An 18,766-nucleotide genomic window follows, 5' to 3' on the forward strand; every position below is an offset into this window, starting at 1 on the left:
TTTAGACAGAGAGAGATGAATCATGACATCTGAAGCTGAGCTGCAGGCACGCTGCAACGGCCAATGCGAACTTTGTGGTTCCGACCACTCACTGGTAGTTTACAGTTTGCCTGATTCAGGTGATCGCTCGGATGCGGAGATCATGATCTGCTCCAACTGCCATGACCAGATTTCCAGCGGAGAGCTGGATACCAACCACTGGCACTGCCTGACTACCTGCATGTGGAGTGAGTTTCCGGCGGTTCAGGTCATGTCTTATCGCCTGCTGAAAAAACTAAGCGCCGAACCCTGGGCACAGGACCAGCTGGACATGCTGTACCTGGAAGACGACATCAAAGACTGGGCTGACGCTGGTGTGCAGTCAGATTCGGAAGATCAGGTTATTCAAAAAGACTGTCACGGCAACGTATTGCAAGCCGGTGACAATGTGACCATCGTCAAAGATCTGGATGTCAAAGGCACCAGCTTCGTGGCCAAGCGAGGAACCGTTGTGAAGGGGATTTCGTTGACCGATAACCCCGAGCACATTGAAGGGCGCGTCAATGGTACGCGCATTGTGATTCTGACCCAGTACGTAAAAAAATCCAGTTAAAGAAAGCAATGGTAGTCAGTGAACTCTGACTACCATACTGGCACCGAAGGTCCGATAAAGCGGCTTTCAACGAAAGATTGATCTTCCGGATGTTCGGGGTCATATACCTGAAAGACGATATCGTAATTTCTCTCCGACAGCATTTCGGGGCTGACCGACACAGCAACAGGTACTGACAGCATCGACTCCGGAGCCACATTCACCTTGTCATCCACACGTATATTCAATCCCTCAAGGCCCACGACTGATATGGAATAGGTCCGGCTCTCACGGCTTTTATTCAATACACTCAGAACGTAGTTGTTTTCTACTTCATTTTCCTGGTTAAAGCGAAATAACGTGCGATCGCGGGCCACGTCAACTGACAGCAACGGTCTGGTCGCCACCGTCCAGGAAAAGATGCCTATCAGCGTTATCAGAACAGCGGTATACCCCACCAGACGCGGCCGCAGAATACGAGTATTGCCACCGTTCAGAGCATTATCACTTGTATAGCGGATAAGACCGGGAGCATAACCCATCTTGTCCATGATCGAGTCACAGGCATCAATGCATGCGGCACAACCGATGCATTGCATTTGCAGACCGTCTCGGATATCGATTCCGGTGGGACACACTTGTACACACATCTTGCAGTCGATGCAGTCACCCAACCCCGCTGATTGATATTCCGCATTCTTTTTACGGGGACCTCGATTCTCTCCGCGTGCGGCATCATAGGTAATCACCAGAGAGTTGGCATCCAGCATTGACGACTGGAAGCGCCCATAGGGGCACATATGAAAGCAGACCTGCTCCCGCAGCCAACCGGCGTTAATATAGGTGGCCGCAGTGAAAAAGAATATCCAGAATGCCGCCCATCCTCCGACCTCCAGGTTGAGAAGCCCCATGAACAATTCGCGAATAGGCGTGAAATACCCGACAAAAGTGATCGCTGTCACCAGACTGATACTGAGCCAAAGCAGGTGTTTGTATATTCTTCTGAGGGCTTTATTGGCCCCAAATGGGCTATTGTCCAGCTTGATACGCTGATTACGGTCACCCTCAGTGACTTTTTCAGCCCACATGAAGATCCAGGTCCAGACACTTTGGGGGCAGCTGTAGCCACACCATACTCGTCCGGCAAACACCGTCAGGCAGAAGAGACCAAAGGCGGCGATCATCAGTAAGGCAGACAACAGCATAAAATCCTGGGGCCAGAATGTTGCCCCGAATATCGAAAACTGACGATGTGTAATATCCCACAGAACAGCCTGACGGCCACCCCAGTTAATCCAGGCCGTTCCGAAAAACAGCAGGAACAGGGCTGCTCCTCCCTGCATCCGAAGACGCCTGTATAACCCGGTAAAGCTTCGTGGGTGTATCTTTGTCCTGGATTCGTATAGATCGACGGAATCTGCCGCGGGACTTTCAGGCTCCAAACACCGGACGGGTATTAGTTCACTCATTGGCTTTCACTGCTTCTTGTGACTCTATCCTCACGAATTATGAGGAGTTCGACCATAGCCAAACAGATGCAGAAACAGTTTAAAAAACCATATCAGTTAGTCATTCGACGATCGATCACTACAATAACAGGCTTGTGACATCATCTACTTGAGCGATGTGGCAATTCGCCCGAGCACTTCCATCGCTTTCTCAAATTCCTGCTCCCACGGATGACCATAATTGAGTCGAACATATTGCCGAAAGCCGCGTGTTGCCGAAAATATCGGACCCGGCGCGATACTGATGCCCTGCGCCAGTGCCAGCTTGAATAACTTCAGAGAATCCACATTGCCGGGAAGCTCCAGCCATAAAAAATACCCCCCTCCTGGTTTAGTCACTCTGGTGCCGTCAGGGAAGTAACGGTTAATGGCAGCGATCATCTGGTTTTGCTGAACTTCCAAATTATGGCGAAGCTTCCTCAGATGCCGGTCATATCCACCATATTCCAGGTAGTCGGCAATAGCTGCCTGAGCGGGAATTGATGCGGATATGGTGGTCATCAGTTTGAGGCGCTCAATCTGTCTGGCGAACTGGCCGGCAGCCGCCCAACCAACCCGGTATCCGGGCGCAAGGCTTTTGGAAAACGAACAGCAATGCATGACCAGCCCCTCTTCATCAAAAGATTTTGCTGGCTTAGGAGGATGCGAGCTAAAGTAGAGTTCGTTATAGACATCGTCTTCGATCAGAGGAACCTGATGCTTTCGCAATAATGCCACCAATGATTTTTTTGAGGCGTCATCCATTGTCACACCTACCGGATTCTGAAAGTTCGACATCAACCAGCAGGCCTTGATAGGGTGGTGCTCCAGTGCCTTTCCCAATACTTCCAGATCAATACCGGTTCTTGAGTCCACCGGTATCTCAACAGCTTTCAACTTTAATCGCTCCAACACCTGCAGGCTCCCGTAGAACGCGGGGGACTCAATCGCCACCAGATCACCAGGGCTGGTCACAGCCTGCAGACACAGGTTCAAAGCCTCCATAGCCCCGCTTGTGACGACAACCTCCTCCATATTTACGGGAACATTTTCGACAACATACCGCAACGCAATCTGACGGCGTAAATCATGATTGCCCGGCGGGAGGTCAGCAACAACAGAGCGCATATCCATCAGCCTTGTCGCCTTGGCCATGGAGCGCGCAAGCCTTTGCATGGGAAACAGTTTTGGGCTGGGAAACGCTGATCCCAGGGGAATAATGGAGGGATCTCGAACCGACCCCAGAACAGAGAACACCAGTTCACTGACATCCACAGCCGTCGATGTCACTTCCATTTGTGAGTGCTCACGGTCCGGTAATGACTGCCGGGGCTGACTGCAAACAAAATAACCAGATCGGGGCTTCGATCGAATCAATCCCCGATTCTCCAGCAGATAATAGGCCTGAAAAACCGTCGACGCATTGACGCCATAGGTTTTACTGGCATGTCTGACCGAGGGAATGCGCTGACCGGCGACCAGTACACCCGACCTGATGGATTCGGCAATATCGTGCGCCAGTTGTTCGTAGCGTTTCATACTCAGCTTAACTCAGAAGCAAAAACCAATAGAATCGGAAAGTTTGCCTCTCAACTTCCCAAAGTGCAAAGCACATTGCCACACCCGATGTGATAGCTGTCATGTGGAAAGCGATATGGCCCGGCGCAAACCTGTACTATTACGCGGAAAACTCGATGCATCGATCAGATTCACTAACTGCCCTTTTTTAATCTTCCACATTTTCTCCTCATTCCTGTGCTGTAATAACTAGTAATCCTTATGGTCCACTAGCAAACAAGAATGCGAAGAGTGATATGAGAGCAGTCGTTTCAAGCAGTATTCTGATTCTGACGGGAGCATTTCCCGCTCTGTCGATGTCTGATTCGGTAAAGAGGGACATCACCGATGTGATTTTGACCGATCGAATCGCACAGTGTGATCATTATGTCGGTTCCTATTTTTCCAATGTCAGGGACATCAAGCGAGCCAAGGGGTTCTCCGGTGACATTACCATCACCGCCGATAGCAGATATTGCTATATCCGTTCTAACGACATCCCCAATCACGACTTTAATGACCACAGTGCACACTTCGCCACGAATGTGAGTGAGCAAAATCTGTCATTTCGAATCCCCCTGTATCCAGCAAATGCTCACCGTCCCACAGCATTAAGCCTGGGAACAACAGAAGCCGTTTTGTTAAACGGGGTCGTTGTCGATTTGCTCGCAGCGGCATGTTACGACGTTGGCCGGGAGCCTCTGGGAAGGGAAAAAATGGGATGCACTCACCGCTATGCCGATCATCCATGGCGATATGACCCGATGTCGCCCATCAATGATTTCGGTACTGACGCACACAATGCACACACTCAACCTAATGGAAAATATCACTACCACGGAAATCCGCTAGCCATGTTTTATACCGAGTGCAGCAAGGCAGAGAGTGCATCGCCTGTGATCGGCTATGCAGCAGATGGATTTCCTGTTTATGGAAGCTGTATCAGAGATCCTGCAACCGGCGACGTTCGCGAAGCAAAATCGAGTTATCGACTCAAAAACGGCGGAGGCCCCCGTCAGCCGGTTTCTGGATACACAACCCCTAGAGAGGGCGTCGGTGTTGTCGCCAGCAACAACTATGACGGCCAGTTTCGTGGTGATTATGAGTTTGTTGCGGGCACGGGTGATCTGGACGAGTGCAATGGAATGACTGTGAATGGCCAATACGGCTATTACATTACGAATGCTTTTCCCTGGGTTAACAACTGCTTCAAGGGGAAAGTGGATTCATCCTTTAACGGAAGAGAACAACAACGAATGCATCGCCATCAACCGGGCAAGAGACCAGAAGACGGCCCGAATGGGCACCGGCCCGGGCACCCTCCTCCTCTCTGGTAAACCCTCACCTGTGATTTACTAACAGACACCAACTTCGCTCTAAAGCCGATCAGCCCCCTGAAACCTTGGTAAGGTGTCAGGGGGCTTGCGACATCCAAGACACGTTTTTCAAATTGGGTCACAAACGGCTAAATCTAGCGTGTGACCGAGTAACACCGTCATCCCAGAACCACAATCTTAAAATTCAATAGGTTAGCCATCCTTCCAGCTTACAGTTCAGGATCTACCCCCTTCATCATTGAACTATAAATTGTAGATTGATGGACAATCTACAATTTATAGTGATAGGATCAATGTTAATTGACGCTCTTACCAGCTGTCATAAGGACCCAAACCAGCACTGGAAGTCCACTACCCACTAAAACAAAAAGAGGTGTATACAATGGGTGTTCGTACTGACTGGCCGACATTCTGCTCCACGTTAGTGGTGTTACTCGGTATCTGTGTTCCCTTGTTGGTCATGCAAGAGCAGGCCAATGATTTTATTAATGCCGCCTTTAGCGTCATGACCTCGCAGTTCGGCATTCTCTATTTATGGGGCGGCATTGCAGCCGTTGGATTACTGCTTTGGCTCTCAATGAGTCGGTTCGGGCAGGTAAAACTGGGAAGTCCAGACGATAAGCAGGAATTCTCTGCTTTCAGCTGGGCTGGAATGCTATTTTGTGCAGGTATCGGATCCGGCATTCTCTACTGGGGTACCATTGAATGGGCTTACTACTTACAAGCCCCTCCCATGGGTATCACCCCCAATTCTGATACGGCAGCGGAGTGGGCAGCCACTTATGGCATGTTCCACTGGGGAATAACAGCCTGGGCCTTTTACGGCGTCCCGGCAATCCCTCTGGCTTACCTCTACCACGTAAGAAAGCAACCGGAACTGAAACTCAGTGCTGCCTGTGAAGGAGTGTTGGGGAAACATGTTCACGGCCCTATTGGTAAAGTGATTGATATCCTCTTCATGTTCGGACTTTTAGGAGGTGTCGGTACCAGCCTCGGGTTGGGAACGCCAATGGTCGCCGCAGGCTTCAGCGAATTCTTCGGTATTGAGAACTCATTTGGCTTAAGCATCTTTGTCATGCTTCTGTGCACCGCCATATTTGCTATCAGCGCATACTCCGGACTGAAAAAAGGCATCAAGGTCCTCAGTGACATAAACGTCTGGTTGGCAGTTGCTCTACTGGTTTTTATCGTCGCAGTCGGTCCAACACTGTTTATCCTCAAAACCACGACCAACAGCATTGGCCTCATGTTCCAGAATTTTATCCACATGAATTTTTGGACTGACCCGGTCACCAACTCAGGTTTTCCTGAAGGTTGGACGATTTTTTACTGGGCGTGGTGGATCGCCTATGGACCTTTTATGGGATTATTCGTCGCCAAGATTTCCCGAGGCCGTACCATTCGACAAGTCATTACCGGTATGCTGGTTTTCGGAAGCCTGGGATGCTGGGCCTACTTTGGAGCCCTCGGCAACTATGCCATGCACCTGGAATTGAACGACCTTTTGTCCGTGACGACGTTACTTAATGAGAAGGACGCCCCAACAGCGATTATCGCCGTCATCAATTCACTGCCAATGTCATCGATCGTTCTGCCATTGTTTTGCATACTGGCGCTGATTTTCCTCGCCACGCAATTTGATTCTGCTGCCTACACTATGGCCGCTGTTGCCACGGTAGAACTTAAAGAAGACGAGCATCCAGCACGCTGGCAAAGATTGTTCTGGGCATTCGCACTTGCCGCATTGCCTTTGAGCCTGATGTTTGTCGGTGGCTTGAAAGCTCTTCAGACCGCAGCCATCACGCTTGCATTGCCTCAGTTGTTTATCACGACCTTCATGGCAATTTCCCTGGTGCGTTGGTTACGCCAGGACGAAAAGAACGGCGTGCAGATCTACCATTCCACCGTTACCCAGAAAGGTGCAGCCAGTACAGAGCCAGCTGCCGCTGTAGCGCCCAGCCTATAAAAGCGCGTTCGCCGGAGACCTCCATTCCAGGTTTCCGGCGAACAATTGTTTAACCCCTGTTCCCAACGAGCTTATATGATGAATGAACTAGTGATTGACAACGCTGAACTGTTTGTCGTGGGTCCGGATGTTACCCGTTACCGGTTAGCTGCCGATATGAGCGAGGTATATGAGACACTGACGATCCTGCGAATCAGTACCCGCTGCGGCCTTGAGGGAGTGGCGGGTATTACCACCTACTCCGAACACTGTTTTGACGAAGCTGTCGGAGCAGCAATCAAGCCATTGCTACCAGAACTGATTGGACGAAACGCCTGGCAATCAGATGCAATCTGGCATCAGATGATGACACGCTACAACAGTATGACGCCCAAGCCTCAGTCTGTCATCGATATTGCCCTATGGGATCTGAAGGCAAAGTCAGTAAACCTTCCACTATATCGCCTGCTCGGTGGCAGTCGAAGTCACATCCAGTCCTACGCCAGCACCCCCTTGCTCGACAGCCCGGCAGAGTATGTAAGTTTCGTGCATGAACTTCAGAAATCTGGGTTTAACACTGTCAAATTTCACGTGTGGTGTGACCTGGAAAAAGACCTCGCATTACTGGATGCAATCGAGCAAGAGTTCGGCATGGACCTGGCCTTCATGGTTGACCTCGAAGAACGTTACTGCCAAAGGGAAGCCAAAGCGATTACAAAACGCCTGGAGAAAATGAACTGTATCTGGCTTGAGGCGCCGCTTCCTGACACTGACCTCAGAGGCTATGCCGAACTGCGACGAGGAACCACTGTACCAATCATTCCTGCCGGGAACACTCTGCTGGATCCCGGGCAAATGCTACCTGGCATTGAGCAAAATGCCTGGGACGCCTTGCGCACAGACGTCACCTACGCTGGAGGATTTACCGCCGCTCGGACAATTGCTTCCCTGGCACAGGCCCATGGCCTTCCATTGGAGCTTCAATCCTGGGGATATACACTCACCCAGGCGGCCAACCTTCATCTGATGCTTTCCATACCGAATGCCATGTACTTTGAGCAACCCGTCCCCTACAACAGCCACGAAGCCTATTGCCGTACACCAATCCGTACCGATAACGGCGTTGTGCATGCTCCTATGGCGCCTGGACTGGGAATCGAAATGGATTGGCAACAGGTAAAACGGCACACTCTCTGGCAATATCAGTTCAGTGGATGAGCGATGAAAATCACCAATATCGAAGTCATTGAACTGCGGGTACCTGACACACGACCACTGGATCTCGATCCGACTAATAACGGCTGTCTTATACGGCTGCATACTGACTCAGGCCATTGTGGTATCGCTGAGGTGGATAGCCTGCCTTCTGTCATAAAGGCAATTGTCGACGCACCACCTCGCATTAATACTTTAATGGGGCTTAAGTCCATTTTGATCGGGGAAGACCCCACCAATATTCCGCAGCTGTGGAAGAAGATGCATCACCACACGAGCTATTGCGGTCGACGCGGTATCGTAATGCATGCAATCAGTGGTATCGATATCGCTTTATGGGATCTTCTCGGCAAACTGGAAAACAAACCGGTTTCCGAACTTCTTGGCACACCTAAACGTCAATCCTTACCTGCATATACAACAGTGTACCCTCTGGGCAAAAGTGCCGATGAACTTTATCGGGCATTGGAGAATGCTCTGCGCTACCCGGTAAAAGCCCTTAAACTGGCAATTGACCCTTTCTGGCGGGATTCGCCACAGTTGGCGACAGAATTACTGCTCAAGGCGCGCGATTTTGTAGGGCCGGACATGGAGCTTATGCTGGATGCTGTCGCCAGCTTTACCCATCGCGATCAACTTAAACCTCTTTTACCAACTCTGCATGAGTGCCATATCCGTTGGCTGGAAGCTCCGTTTCCGCTTGATCACCTCGACCAGTACCGTCGCATCAAAGAGTCCGGTATTCCTATTGCAGCTGGAGATACCGGGTTGACCGCACCTGATGAATGGCTGCCTTATTTCAGAGACGCCCAAATAGACATTGCACAACCGGATATAAGCTGGGTTGGGGGCTTCACGGCGTTACAAGAGATTGCCATGATGGCACAGGAATTTGGCAGTCGCCTGATTCCCCATGGCTGGAATACCGACCTTACCCTGGCTGCCAACCTGCATTTTCTGGCGGTTCAACCCACAGCCGAGTATGCAGAATTCTCAACATCCAGTTCACCTCTGCGCTGGCAGTTAGCCGAAAATGGTCCGAACATCGATCATAACGGTATGATCCCCGTCCCGGATGGTCCAGGTCTAGGGATCTCCATTAACGAGGAGATTCTGCGGCAGTACCGAATTGATTAAATACCACGGTCATCAAAGCATTCCAAAAATTCACGGTAAGAATAACAGGATTTCAGCTAAGCCAATAACGGCTTTGCTTTCATACCCTGCAACTCTTCAAAACCCGTAATGTTTTTGATAGCTTCTTTCTCAGCTCGTTTCCCTTCGCCAGCACAGATAGCCGCCACCAATGCCTCGTGGCTACGGCCGACCAAGTGGGGGTCAAATGTCCGGTTCGCCGCAGCAATGTAACTTAAAAACTGATTTTCGACCATACGATACTGCTGCGCGAGCCGTTTGTGATTGGACAATGCAATGATGGTTTTGTGTAAAGCCAGATCTCCCCGCGTGATGGCATGAAGGTCGTCACCCTCACACAACTCCAGTAGTTCCTGATAGGCGCTTTGTAATTCCGACACGCCCTCTTCCGTGATTTTTTCCGCTGCCAGACGTGCAGCCAGCCCCTCAAGAGTGGCTCTGAGGGTATATAGCTCCCACAAATCCTGGTCATTCATTTCAACCACGGACCATCCGGCATAAGGAACCTGTGTTACCAGCCCTTCAGCACCGAGTTGATGCAGCACGATACGGATCGTTCCACGCGACAAGCCATACTCTTTGGCCAGAGTCATCTCAACCAAGCGCATACCGGGAGGAAGTTCACCATTGATAATGGCTTCTCGGAGAAGGTCGGCAGCCTGGTCCTCAAGGCTGCGTTTACTGATCAGTTCGGACTTTTTCACGCTATCGGAATACTCGAAAGATTGTAGATTGGCCAACAATCGTACCAAAATAACGAAATAATTGGTACATCAGAAGCACTCAATACCAAAAGCCGCCCGGGTGGGCATAAACCCGGGCATCCCCAGCTCCTAAGCAATGCAACATGAAAAGATTTGCGGAAAACAAATAGCTGTAGCAAACCTGTTGAACAGTCCCCTTCACTTTCGCAGCTTGAGCAAAGTGCGCCACGACTATCGCAAATGACAAATAAAGCTTTCAGATTTCTAAACAAATCTCCATATGTGTCAGTGGTAAAGTTTAGTGCTTGGAAGGCCTCATTTGTGGGGGCTAACCAAGAATCACTTTAGTGCCCGCAGCATAATCATGAACACAGCGTTTCTGTTTACCAAAGATAAACAAGATATTGATCAGGGAGAATAGCTGGCCGACAAGGGGAACTTGACCTGGGATAATGTATACCGCGTAACGTACGAGAAGAGTCTTGGGTGAAGGAAGGTCACCACTCAATTCAACTATTTTGATACCTGCAACTTTTTTGCCGACAGTCTGGCCGTATTTCACCAACCATCTTGCGTTGATTGCAATAAACACCACAATACCGAACAGCCCCATTCCAAGGCTATATGCGATTGAAGGCTCCTGTCCTGTTGAAAGCCCGTCAAACCCACCGGTCAGGTACATTACAGGTAATGTAATCAGCGACATTACGATTCCATCGACTATCGCCGCTCCCAACCGTTTCCATCTTGAGGCCAGTTCATCTTCGCCGGACGCACCCACTAAATCAGATTCAGGCGCAGAATAAACGTTATTTTCCATGTCATATCTCCAGTATTTTTCAAAAAAGGAAGACATTTTATTACGAAAATAACGCACCAGCCAAAAATATGAAGATCTATCGTCCAACCTCAGTGGTGGAGCATTGTCATACCCTGAACTGACCAACCTGATCCTGCAGACTCTGGCTGTCAGCCGCAACCGTTTGCGCCGTTGCGTTGTTCTGCTCGGCCAGCGAAGCAGCATCATTAGCCGCTTCCGCAATGGTATGGATCTGTTGGTTAATATCTTCTGCAACGCTGTTCTGCTCGGTCGCTGCCGTGGCAATCATCTGATTGTGTTCGGATATTTTCTCGATGGCTTCCACTACTGCGACCAGCACCGCATTCGCCTCCTGACTGAGGGTAACGGCTTCCGCACTGGCCTGCTTTCCTTCGCCGAACAGCTTAACAGCGGCCTGTGATTCCTGAGTCAAACGGGCAATTTTCTCTTTGATCTCTTCCGTGCTGGCTGCCGTTCTGGAGGCCAACCCACGAACTTCATCCGCCACCACAGCAAATCCCCGTCCCTGTTCACCTGCCCGTGCCGCTTCAATCGCCGCATTTAACGCCAACAGATTGGTTTGCTCGGCAATACCGCTGATGACATCCAAAATACCGCCAATTTCCCCAACACTGCTTTCCAGGGAATTAATCTGGGCATTCGCCTGATCCAGTTTTTCAGCCAACAGTTTTACCTTATCGGCGGATTGCTCCAGCGTTGAAGAAGCTGAACGAATCTTGGAAGTTGCTTCGAGACTGGCTTCAGCGGCGTGTTCCGCATTTTCAGACACATTGGCTGCCGTCGCTGTCAACTCATTCACGGCTGTCGCCACCAGTTCAGTGGATTCACGCTGGCCACTGATTGCCTGACTGACTTTTCCGGCCCGTTGCGATGACTCCGTTGTTTCGTTTGTAATATTGCCGGAGGTCTCAGCAATCATCCTGACCAGCTGTTGAAGGGAATCCAGAAAGGTGTTGAACTGACTGGCTAGACGGGTTAACTCATCTTTACCTGAAACTTTGACCCGCTGAGTAAGGTCGCCCCCTCCTGCAGCAATTTGTTCGATGGAGGCGGTAATTGTCGACAGGGGCTTGGTGATGGAACGGGTCAGTACCAGACCAAGGCCGATCACAATAATGCCGATCACCACCACCAGAGTTATCGTTGACGCCAATCCCGTGGCCACCTGTTGCTCTGAAAAAGCTGCCAGCTCTCCGATTGCCTGATGCATGTCATCCAGATCTACGCTGGTCCCCAGCACCATATCCCATTGTTCCAACCAGATGCTGTAATACAAACGTTGGGATTCACCACCATCTTCCAGGGCAAACCGGGCCTCCGAATAGCCATCACCACTCTTGGCCGCCTGGATCAGGTTCTGCACCCAGAGATTGCCGTTGGCATCCTTCGCGTCTATAAACGATTGCCCAAGACCTTCAAGCTCGGAACCTTTAAATATCAACGATCCGTCAGAACGGTAAGCAAACAGATGATTCCCTTCCTGATAGGTAATTTTTTTAAGCTGCTCAATGGCTAGTTGTTGTCCCATTTTTGACCTGCCCATCGCCCCTTCATAGTTGTCCTTGATCTGGGAATAGACAAGCTGCAGAACCGTTTTCAATTCCCCACGCTTAGCGTCCTGCACTGAATCTGAAAGCTTTTGGGTGGTGGCCGAAGACAAAGAGTCCATCTGTACACCGTTGGCGATCGTCAAACCAACAGAAATGACCAAAATGGGGAGAATGGCCAGCAGTAATAACTTCTGGCGGATGGTTAAATGCATACTACGCTCCCAGGCTTAACGCCCTCTCATAGAACTGGCTTGTTATTAATTAAGGGTGATTGCTGATTTTCTTATTCACTTTTGAAAGTATTGATCCTGAACCCACATCTGTACAGTCGGGCGAGCAATGACGTGCATGAAACCGACTGACCCGAAACGTATATTACACTGGCTTTGAAAAGTGATTTTCTCACCTATCATTTACCGGTAAAATCACAAGCTATTATGCTAATGGTGCCACCCAATGATGGATGCCACCATCACCTCTGGAAGTATCGCTGTCAGAGAAGGAATCTTCTTCGCCTTCATAACCACTTAAGCCTTCACAGTATTAAGGGCAGCGATATGAGCATCTATATTATCAGTAACCGTTCCATTCAGCGGATCAACAAGAAAGAACGCTTTGACCCCAACGGAAAAGAAAAAGCCTCCCCGACTTTCCGAATCGCGGAATACTTTCCTGACCGCAAGGACTACGAGCTGTTCCCTGACCGCACAGCCAGCAATTACACTGGATTAGCATCGAAACCCAAAAAGGATGATCTGACCGGAACCGGTAAGTTGTTTTTCGATCTCTTTAAACAACTTTCCAGTGCTAACCAGCGCTCTGATGTTCTGGTGTTTATCCACGGTTTCAACTACGACCTCAATTCCAATCTCAAACACATTGAACAGCTGAAGAAGCATTACCTGGACCGTTCAAGTTGTACCGTTGATCACCTGGTCTATGTTTCCTGGCCCTCACTGGGACGCCTGTGGAAATATACCGATGACCAACCGGATGCCATTGATACCGGCGCTATTCTGGGCCGAGCATTTCGCAAGGTGCATCAATTCTATGCTGACATGTTCGACAGCGGTGACCATGAACCCTGTCGGCAACGAATTCACCTGGCAGCTCACTCTATGGGTAACCAGGTTCTGCATCATTTTGCCGCCCAACTGGGGGAAACCCCTTATCCACTGTTCAGCGAAGTCCTCCTGCTTAATGCCGACTGTGATCACGACCTGTTCGAACACGGAAGAGCGTTTGCTCACCTCCACAAACTCTGCGAACGCGTCCATGTCTATATCAATCAGGAGGACGACGCCCTGCTGGTCTCTCAGGGAACCAAAAACAAAAAACAGCGAATGGGACGTAAAGGCCCCACCAATCTTTATGATCTCGCCCCCAACGTACTGGTCATGGATACGACCGGCGCCGGCCGACGGGATGACGTGGCACTGCGGGAACGCATCGGCGACCATTGGGGCTATCTGGAGCGCAAAACGGTCCGCGACGATATCATCCAGGTATTTGCCGGCGTCGACGAGGATGATATTCCCAAGCGCAAAGTCTGGGAGGCCCATCCCCAGTACTTTTATTTGCCGTAAACAGTTTCTACGGGGTCAGACCCAGCCCGGGTCTGACCCCGAATGTCCAACAACCCGCTGCCTGCGTCATTTTCATCCATGCTAAAATCAACAGATCAATACTCATTGCCTGTACAAGCACAGGAGCGCGATCATGATCAAAGCCAGCATCACCAAAGTGGATTCACTGATCAAAAACGCCGTTTCCAAAGGGGTATTCCCCACCGAGGATGCCGCTGCAGAAGCGCTCCACGAGTGGCTTCTCTACCACGAAAAACATTCCGGCAAATACGCAACCGCTTCATCGACTCACGCCGAGCCGGCTGACAATCTTGCCGACCAGGAGTTCCAACTGGACATCATGCGTAATCTGGACGCCTGATCAGCATACCTCGCCTAATTGACGCAGGCGTTGCTTGAGGGCTTCATTTTCCTGCTCCAGCCTGGCGATCTGTGCCTTCAAAGTATCAATCTCAGCCCGGTTGGCACCAAATTTCTCGGCATCCATGGATTCCGTCACCACTGGTTCAATATCGCTGGAAAACAAATGAGCATAGCGACTTTCCCGTTTACCGGGTTCTCTCGGCAAAATGGTGACCAGAGGGCCCTTTTGATGTTCGGTCAGCTCCTTAAGGGTACCCTCTACTTCATCCACTTTGGCAAATGGATGCATGCGGCTGGCACGGGAGCGCAATTCGCCCGGTGTCTGCGGACCTCTCAACAATAATTCGCACACGACCGCCACCTGTGGCGGCGATAGTTTCAGCTCACCGAATTCGCTGTTACAGAAACGGTGGGCAAGCTTTTCCACACGGCTTTTGTAACTGTCACCACGCACCAGCCCTCTTTGCTTCAGATCCTCCACCGTTTCTGCAACAGTCTGTTCTGACAAATCCAACACCGGATGGCGATTACTCTTCTGATTGCAGGCATTAGTCAGGGCATTCAGAGACAGCGGGTATTGATCCGGCGTCGTGATTTCCTTCTCCAAAAGAACCCCAATAACCCGGGTATCATAAAGCGAAAGATCTTTTTTCAACTGGCTACTCCTTTCAGTTTTTTTACTTCTAGGGTGTGTTGACGAATCACCATCATCACTTCCTAGAGTATATGCCAAATCCTTACCAGGAGCCTTTTATAAAACCAGCCAGTTGCCCCTCATCCCTTTGATATTCAGTTGATGGCATACGAACCATAGCGCATTCGCTTGGCCAGTGTGACCATGGCTTTGCGGTCATTCATCTCAGGGGCATGCATAAAGTCATGCAGTGCCCCATAAAACTCTTCCTGAACCCGGGCGGTAGTCGCCATACCATGCGCGATGCTCGGCAGCAGTGCTCCCTTCTGTTCGGCAATATGAAATTCTTTGCGACTGAGCCGCGCACATTCATCAAACTTGCTTAAATCCACATCGGTACGGGCAGGAATTGAACCCTTCTTGAGATTGAATACTTCCTGGAACTCCTCGCTCATGATGGCGCTGGCCAGGTCCTCCTGCGCCTTGCGATCAGCTTTGTCTGAGAGTTTGAACATGGCAAGCGTATCAACGTTATACAGAAACTGATTCCGTGTCCCCGGCATCGCGGCACAGATAAAATCCTCACCGGCTTTGAGGCCAGCTTTTTCAAACTCCCCTTTTGCCCAGTCTCCCATAAACTGAAAAGCAGCTTCTCCCTTAATAACGGCCTCAGTGGCGATGTTCCAGTCAGGCTTGGAAAGATCTGTTTTGAGATAGGGCTTTAATCTCCGAAACTGAGCAAACACCTTCATCATGGTCTCACTCTTGATCACCGCATACTCATTCTCTACAAAAGCGCGGCGATAAAACTCTGGTCCTCCGACAGCCAATGCAACGGACTCAAATATGGTAGCGTCCTGCCATGCCTGATCGCCATGAGCAATGACGGCATATCCCCGGGCCTGAATTTTCTTTGCCACCTGTTCAAACTCATCCCAGGTAGAGGGAACTTCAGCTCCGACTTCGTCGAGAATTTTCTTGTTGATCCACATCCAATTGGTGCGGTGGATATTCACAGGTGTGGAAACATACTGACCATCAAACCGGGTAACATCAGCGATCACATCCGGAAGATTGTCATCCCAGTTCTGCCAGGCAGCCAGTTTATCAAGCTCCTGCAGAAACCCCAGGCGGGCCCAGCGATGAATGTCCGGACCCTTGACCATCGCTGACGCCGGTGGCAGTCCCTGAATGACCCTTTGGCGAAGCTCGGCATTGGCACTCTCACCACCTCCACCGACGACCACAAAGTCCTGCCAGACATGCCCCTTCTCTTTCATCATCGACTTCAGCACGTTCAGTGCCTCAGCCTCACCTCCGGATGTCCAATAGTGCAACACTTCAAGTTCACCTGCATAAACCGGCAAGGACTGCCATACCAATATCAAAACCAGAATGAACCTGTGCATCGGGATACTCCTCATCTGAACCACATTGCCGCAGGACAGAGTTATGTTGTCTTTGTTATTTAAAGCGGACAAACCCTCATGCTAGGTCTCATGTACAGATCGATTCTTCTAGGATCTTCAGGAAAAACTACGAGATGTTCAGCTCACCACCACCGAAAAATATCTGAATATATCCCGGCCGTCATAAAGCTCCTGCTGCTATTCCCTGAAGATATAAAAAAGGAATAATTGTTCATTTTTGTAGCCATCCCCTATACAGATAATCCTTTTGGTCTATCCTGCTATGTGTTCACGGAACCATTGGAAGGCCATCCCGGTTTGTCATCAATCAACCGGTATGGGACACCTCGGATATTGGATGAGGGATGATTATGTTCAAGAAAAGTATTGCCGTAAGGCTAAGTATTGCTGTCTGCCTGGCTATCACCATTATTCTTTCTGCGAGTGGCTGGATCGTTACTCAGAATATTGGCGAAAAAGTCCTCAGACTATCTGACGCGGAAATGGATAACCTGCTCGCCTCTTCTTCTGTCACCATCAAAGCGTATAACGATCAGTTGGAAACCACAGCTGCACATCTTTCTGGTGTATTTGGCGAGGCTTTTCCTGGCAAGTTCATCCTCGACAGAAGCCGTACTCAAGATGTCATGGGCCAGACGGTCCCGGTTTTGACCAATAACGGTCAAGACATTGCCGGAGACTATTCCACTGTTGATCGCTTTGCCGAAATCACAGGCGGCAACGCCACCATATTCGTGAAGCGTGGTGACGACTTTGTCAGAGTCATTACATCGGTCAAAAAACAGGACGGCTCCCGCGCTGTCGGCACCCTGTTAAGTCAGAACTCGCCTGCATACATTGAGAACATCAAAGGGCAGCCATTTACCGGAAAGGTCACTTTGTTTGGTCGGCAATTCGTGACCAACTACACTCCAATCAAAGACCCACAAGGGCAGATCATCGGTATTCGCTATATTGGTATCAGCTTTAGTCAGTCTCTGGAAAGATTGATGTCAGGACTCGCTGACCTGTCGATAGGTAACAATGGATTTGTGTTTGTCCTCGATGCTAAAGAGGGGCAAGACCAAGGTAAATTCCTCCTGCACCCCACGGCTGCTGGGAGCAACATTATTGAAGGTCAGGAAGGGCTGTTCGTACGGGAGATGCTGCAACAGAAATCCGGCGAAATGATCCACGCCTGGAAAGGCGCGGGACAATCAGAAGCCGTACCTTGGGAGACGCATTTCACACAGATTCCTGAATTGAATTGGGTACTGGCTGTCACTCAACCCGAAGCAGATTCCCACGAAGCTGCCACCTGGTTGGGCCAACAGATGCTACTGAAAACCGCTTTGACTATCATTGTTGTCACCCTGGTATTGTGGACTGCCGTCAGGATGATAGTTGGTAAACCACTTGCCTCAGCCGTCAGCGCCCTGGAAACCATCGCCGAAGGAGATTACTCACAGAACATTGAAGTTCGTGGCAATGACGAAACCGGCAAACTCATGGCCGCGCTGAAACGTATGCAGCAACAGGTCAGAAGCATTCTTAAGGAACTGGCAACAACCGCCCAGGAGCTAGGTAGCGCGGCAAGAGCCATGTCAGAAGCCAGTAATGAAGTGGCGAAAGGTTCCGCCGAACAGAGTGAAGCCGCCAGTCAGATAGCCTCCACGGTGGAAGAACTGACCGTCAGTGTCGACAGTCTTGCCAAAAATGCCCAGGAAGCCAAGGAGCTGTCCGAGTCTTCGTTCCAGATTTCAGAACACGGTGCCACCATAATTGAACATGCCAGTTCCGGCATGATGACCATCTCCGAGACAGTTCGGTCGGCTTCGGATAATATCAGTGAACTCGGTCAGTTGTCAGAACGCATTTCCGGCATATTGGAAGTCATCGCAGGCATTGCCGAACAAACCAATCTATTGGCCCTGAACGCTGCCATTGAAGCAGCAAGAGCAGGCGAGCAAGGCAGAGGGTTTGCAGTGGTGGCGGATGAAGTCCGGGGACTCGCCGGCAGAACCACTGAATCCGCCAGTGAGATCACCACCACCATCAATGACATTCAACAGGGAACCCGTGCTGTCGTTGCGGTCATGACCAAAGGGGTTGAACAAGTCAACGAGGGCGCAGATCTCGCCACTAAAGCGGGCGAATCCATCGAAGAAATCCGGTCAAGCTCTCACCGGGTCATGGAAATGTTTATGGAAATCTCCATGATGCTCAACGAGCAGTCCCAGGCCAGTACCAACGTTGCTGAAAACGTTGAACGCATTGCCACCATGACCGAAACCAACAGCCACGCGGTGCAGGAAGTCGCCACCTCTGCAGAGCAGTTGGAAGGGATGGCCAGTTCGCTGAATCAGGCCTTGTCCCGGTTCCGGGTATAAGCGTCGACAAACAGCACGTCAA

The 18,766-nt window shown here is 50.4% G+C and carries 15 protein-coding genes; 8 read left to right on the top strand and 7 right to left on the bottom strand.

Annotation, left to right across the window (positions count from 1 at the left end):
* Positions 1–22: 22 nt before the first annotated feature.
* Positions 23–592, top strand: a complete 570-nt coding sequence (locus tag F566_RS0126970; protein ID WP_020410164.1) for a PhnA domain-containing protein — start codon at positions 23–25, stop codon at positions 590–592.
* A 29-nt stretch (positions 593–621) separates the two neighbouring features.
* On the opposite strand, the gene ccoG is transcribed toward F566_RS0126970, so the two are convergent.
* Both ccoG and mapR read right to left on the bottom strand, forming a co-directional pair.
* Positions 622–2,040 carry a cytochrome c oxidase accessory protein CcoG gene (gene ccoG, locus F566_RS0126975; RefSeq protein WP_026180353.1) on the bottom strand — a complete coding sequence of 473 codons (1,419 nt, stop codon included), beginning with the start codon at positions 2,038–2,040 and terminating at the stop codon, positions 622–624.
* Between the two features lie 144 nt (positions 2,041–2,184).
* Positions 2,185–3,597, bottom strand: a complete 1,413-nt coding sequence (mapR, locus tag F566_RS0126980) for a GntR family transcriptional regulator MpaR (protein WP_020410166.1) — start codon at positions 3,595–3,597, stop codon at positions 2,185–2,187.
* Positions 3,598–3,872: 275 nt separating this feature from the next.
* Between mapR and F566_RS0126985 the strand changes: the two genes are divergently transcribed.
* From F566_RS0126985 to F566_RS0127000, 4 genes are all read left to right on the top strand, one after another.
* Complete coding sequence (locus F566_RS0126985; RefSeq protein WP_020410167.1) at positions 3,873–4,952, top strand: YHYH protein; 1,080 nt, start codon at positions 3,873–3,875, stop codon at positions 4,950–4,952.
* A gap of 382 nt (positions 4,953–5,334) precedes the next feature.
* Positions 5,335–6,918 carry a BCCT family transporter gene (locus F566_RS0126990; RefSeq protein WP_020410168.1) on the top strand — a complete coding sequence of 528 codons (1,584 nt, stop codon included), beginning with the start codon at positions 5,335–5,337 and terminating at the stop codon, positions 6,916–6,918.
* 75 nt (positions 6,919–6,993) lie between these two features.
* Positions 6,994–8,115: a mandelate racemase/muconate lactonizing enzyme family protein gene (locus F566_RS0126995; protein WP_026180354.1), complete on the top strand. Its 1,122-nt coding sequence runs from the start codon at positions 6,994–6,996 to the stop codon at positions 8,113–8,115.
* Between the two features lie 3 nt (positions 8,116–8,118).
* Positions 8,119–9,249, top strand: coding sequence for a mandelate racemase/muconate lactonizing enzyme family protein (locus F566_RS0127000; RefSeq protein ID WP_020410170.1), 1,131 nt, complete (start codon positions 8,119–8,121; stop codon positions 9,247–9,249).
* Positions 9,250–9,305: 56 nt separating this feature from the next.
* Here F566_RS0127000 and F566_RS0127005 read toward each other — a convergent pair whose 3' ends face one another.
* The 3 genes from F566_RS0127005 to F566_RS0127015 form a co-directional block, all read right to left on the bottom strand.
* The gene (locus F566_RS0127005) at positions 9,306–10,007 is read right to left on the bottom strand and encodes a GntR family transcriptional regulator (protein WP_020410171.1); all 702 of its coding nucleotides are present in this window, start codon (positions 10,005–10,007) and stop codon (positions 9,306–9,308) included.
* Between the two features lie 292 nt (positions 10,008–10,299).
* A complete protein-coding gene (locus F566_RS0127010; RefSeq protein WP_020410172.1) occupies positions 10,300–10,791 on the bottom strand; it encodes an RDD family protein in 492 nt (163 codons plus the stop codon).
* Positions 10,792–10,897: 106 nt separating this feature from the next.
* A complete protein-coding gene (locus F566_RS0127015) occupies positions 10,898–12,574 on the bottom strand; it encodes a methyl-accepting chemotaxis protein (RefSeq protein ID WP_020410173.1) in 1,677 nt (558 codons plus the stop codon).
* 345 nt (positions 12,575–12,919) lie between these two features.
* Between F566_RS0127015 and F566_RS35855 the strand changes: the two genes are divergently transcribed.
* Together F566_RS35855 and F566_RS0127025 are read left to right on the top strand one after the other, a co-directional pair.
* Positions 12,920–13,948: an alpha/beta hydrolase gene (locus F566_RS35855; protein WP_020410174.1), complete on the top strand. Its 1,029-nt coding sequence runs from the start codon at positions 12,920–12,922 to the stop codon at positions 13,946–13,948.
* 133 nt (positions 13,949–14,081) lie between these two features.
* A complete protein-coding gene (locus tag F566_RS0127025) occupies positions 14,082–14,309 on the top strand; it encodes a hypothetical protein (RefSeq protein WP_020410175.1) in 228 nt (75 codons plus the stop codon).
* Here F566_RS0127025 and F566_RS0127030 read toward each other — a convergent pair whose 3' ends face one another.
* Both F566_RS0127030 and F566_RS0127035 read right to left on the bottom strand, forming a co-directional pair.
* On the bottom strand, positions 14,310–14,966 hold the full coding sequence (locus F566_RS0127030) for a YceH family protein (protein WP_020410176.1): 657 nt from the start codon (positions 14,964–14,966) through the stop codon (positions 14,310–14,312). It lies immediately after the preceding gene.
* 134 nt (positions 14,967–15,100) lie between these two features.
* Entirely contained in the window at positions 15,101–16,354 is a 1,254-nt protein-coding gene (locus F566_RS0127035; RefSeq protein WP_020410177.1) for an ABC transporter substrate-binding protein, read from the bottom strand.
* Between the two features lie 371 nt (positions 16,355–16,725).
* On the opposite strand from F566_RS0127035, the gene F566_RS0127040 reads away from it, so the two are divergent.
* A complete protein-coding gene (locus tag F566_RS0127040; RefSeq protein ID WP_020410178.1) occupies positions 16,726–18,744 on the top strand; it encodes a methyl-accepting chemotaxis protein in 2,019 nt (672 codons plus the stop codon).
* Positions 18,745–18,766 lie beyond the last annotated feature (22 nt).

Source organism: Hahella ganghwensis DSM 17046 (genome assembly GCF_000376785.1).
Classification (GTDB): Bacteria; Pseudomonadota; Gammaproteobacteria; order Pseudomonadales; family Oleiphilaceae; genus Hahella; species Hahella ganghwensis.

What these genes read in the sequence shown, in the direction of transcription:
- F566_RS0126970 (WP_020410164.1), top strand. Translation starts at nt 23, where the DNA reads ATGACATCTGAAGCTGAGCTGCAGGCACGCTGCAACGGCCAATGCGAA.
- ccoG (WP_026180353.1), bottom strand. Translation starts at nt 2,040, where the DNA reads ATGAGTGAACTAATACCCGTCCGGTGTTTGGAGCCTGAAAGTCCCGCG.
- mapR (WP_020410166.1), bottom strand. Translation starts at nt 3,597, where the DNA reads ATGAAACGCTACGAACAACTGGCGCACGATATTGCCGAATCCATCAGG.
- F566_RS0126985 (WP_020410167.1), top strand. Translation starts at nt 3,873, where the DNA reads ATGAGAGCAGTCGTTTCAAGCAGTATTCTGATTCTGACGGGAGCATTT.
- F566_RS0126990 (WP_020410168.1), top strand. Translation starts at nt 5,335, where the DNA reads ATGGGTGTTCGTACTGACTGGCCGACATTCTGCTCCACGTTAGTGGTG.
- F566_RS0126995 (WP_026180354.1), top strand. Translation starts at nt 6,994, where the DNA reads ATGATGAATGAACTAGTGATTGACAACGCTGAACTGTTTGTCGTGGGT.
- F566_RS0127000 (WP_020410170.1), top strand. Translation starts at nt 8,119, where the DNA reads ATGAAAATCACCAATATCGAAGTCATTGAACTGCGGGTACCTGACACA.
- F566_RS0127010 (WP_020410172.1), bottom strand. Translation starts at nt 10,791, where the DNA reads ATGGAAAATAACGTTTATTCTGCGCCTGAATCTGATTTAGTGGGTGCG.
- F566_RS0127015 (WP_020410173.1), bottom strand. Translation starts at nt 12,574, where the DNA reads ATGCATTTAACCATCCGCCAGAAGTTATTACTGCTGGCCATTCTCCCC.
- F566_RS35855 (WP_020410174.1), top strand. Translation starts at nt 12,920, where the DNA reads ATGAGCATCTATATTATCAGTAACCGTTCCATTCAGCGGATCAACAAG.
- F566_RS0127025 (WP_020410175.1), top strand. Translation starts at nt 14,082, where the DNA reads ATGATCAAAGCCAGCATCACCAAAGTGGATTCACTGATCAAAAACGCC.
- F566_RS0127035 (WP_020410177.1), bottom strand. Translation starts at nt 16,354, where the DNA reads ATGCACAGGTTCATTCTGGTTTTGATATTGGTATGGCAGTCCTTGCCG.
- F566_RS0127040 (WP_020410178.1), top strand. Translation starts at nt 16,726, where the DNA reads ATGTTCAAGAAAAGTATTGCCGTAAGGCTAAGTATTGCTGTCTGCCTG.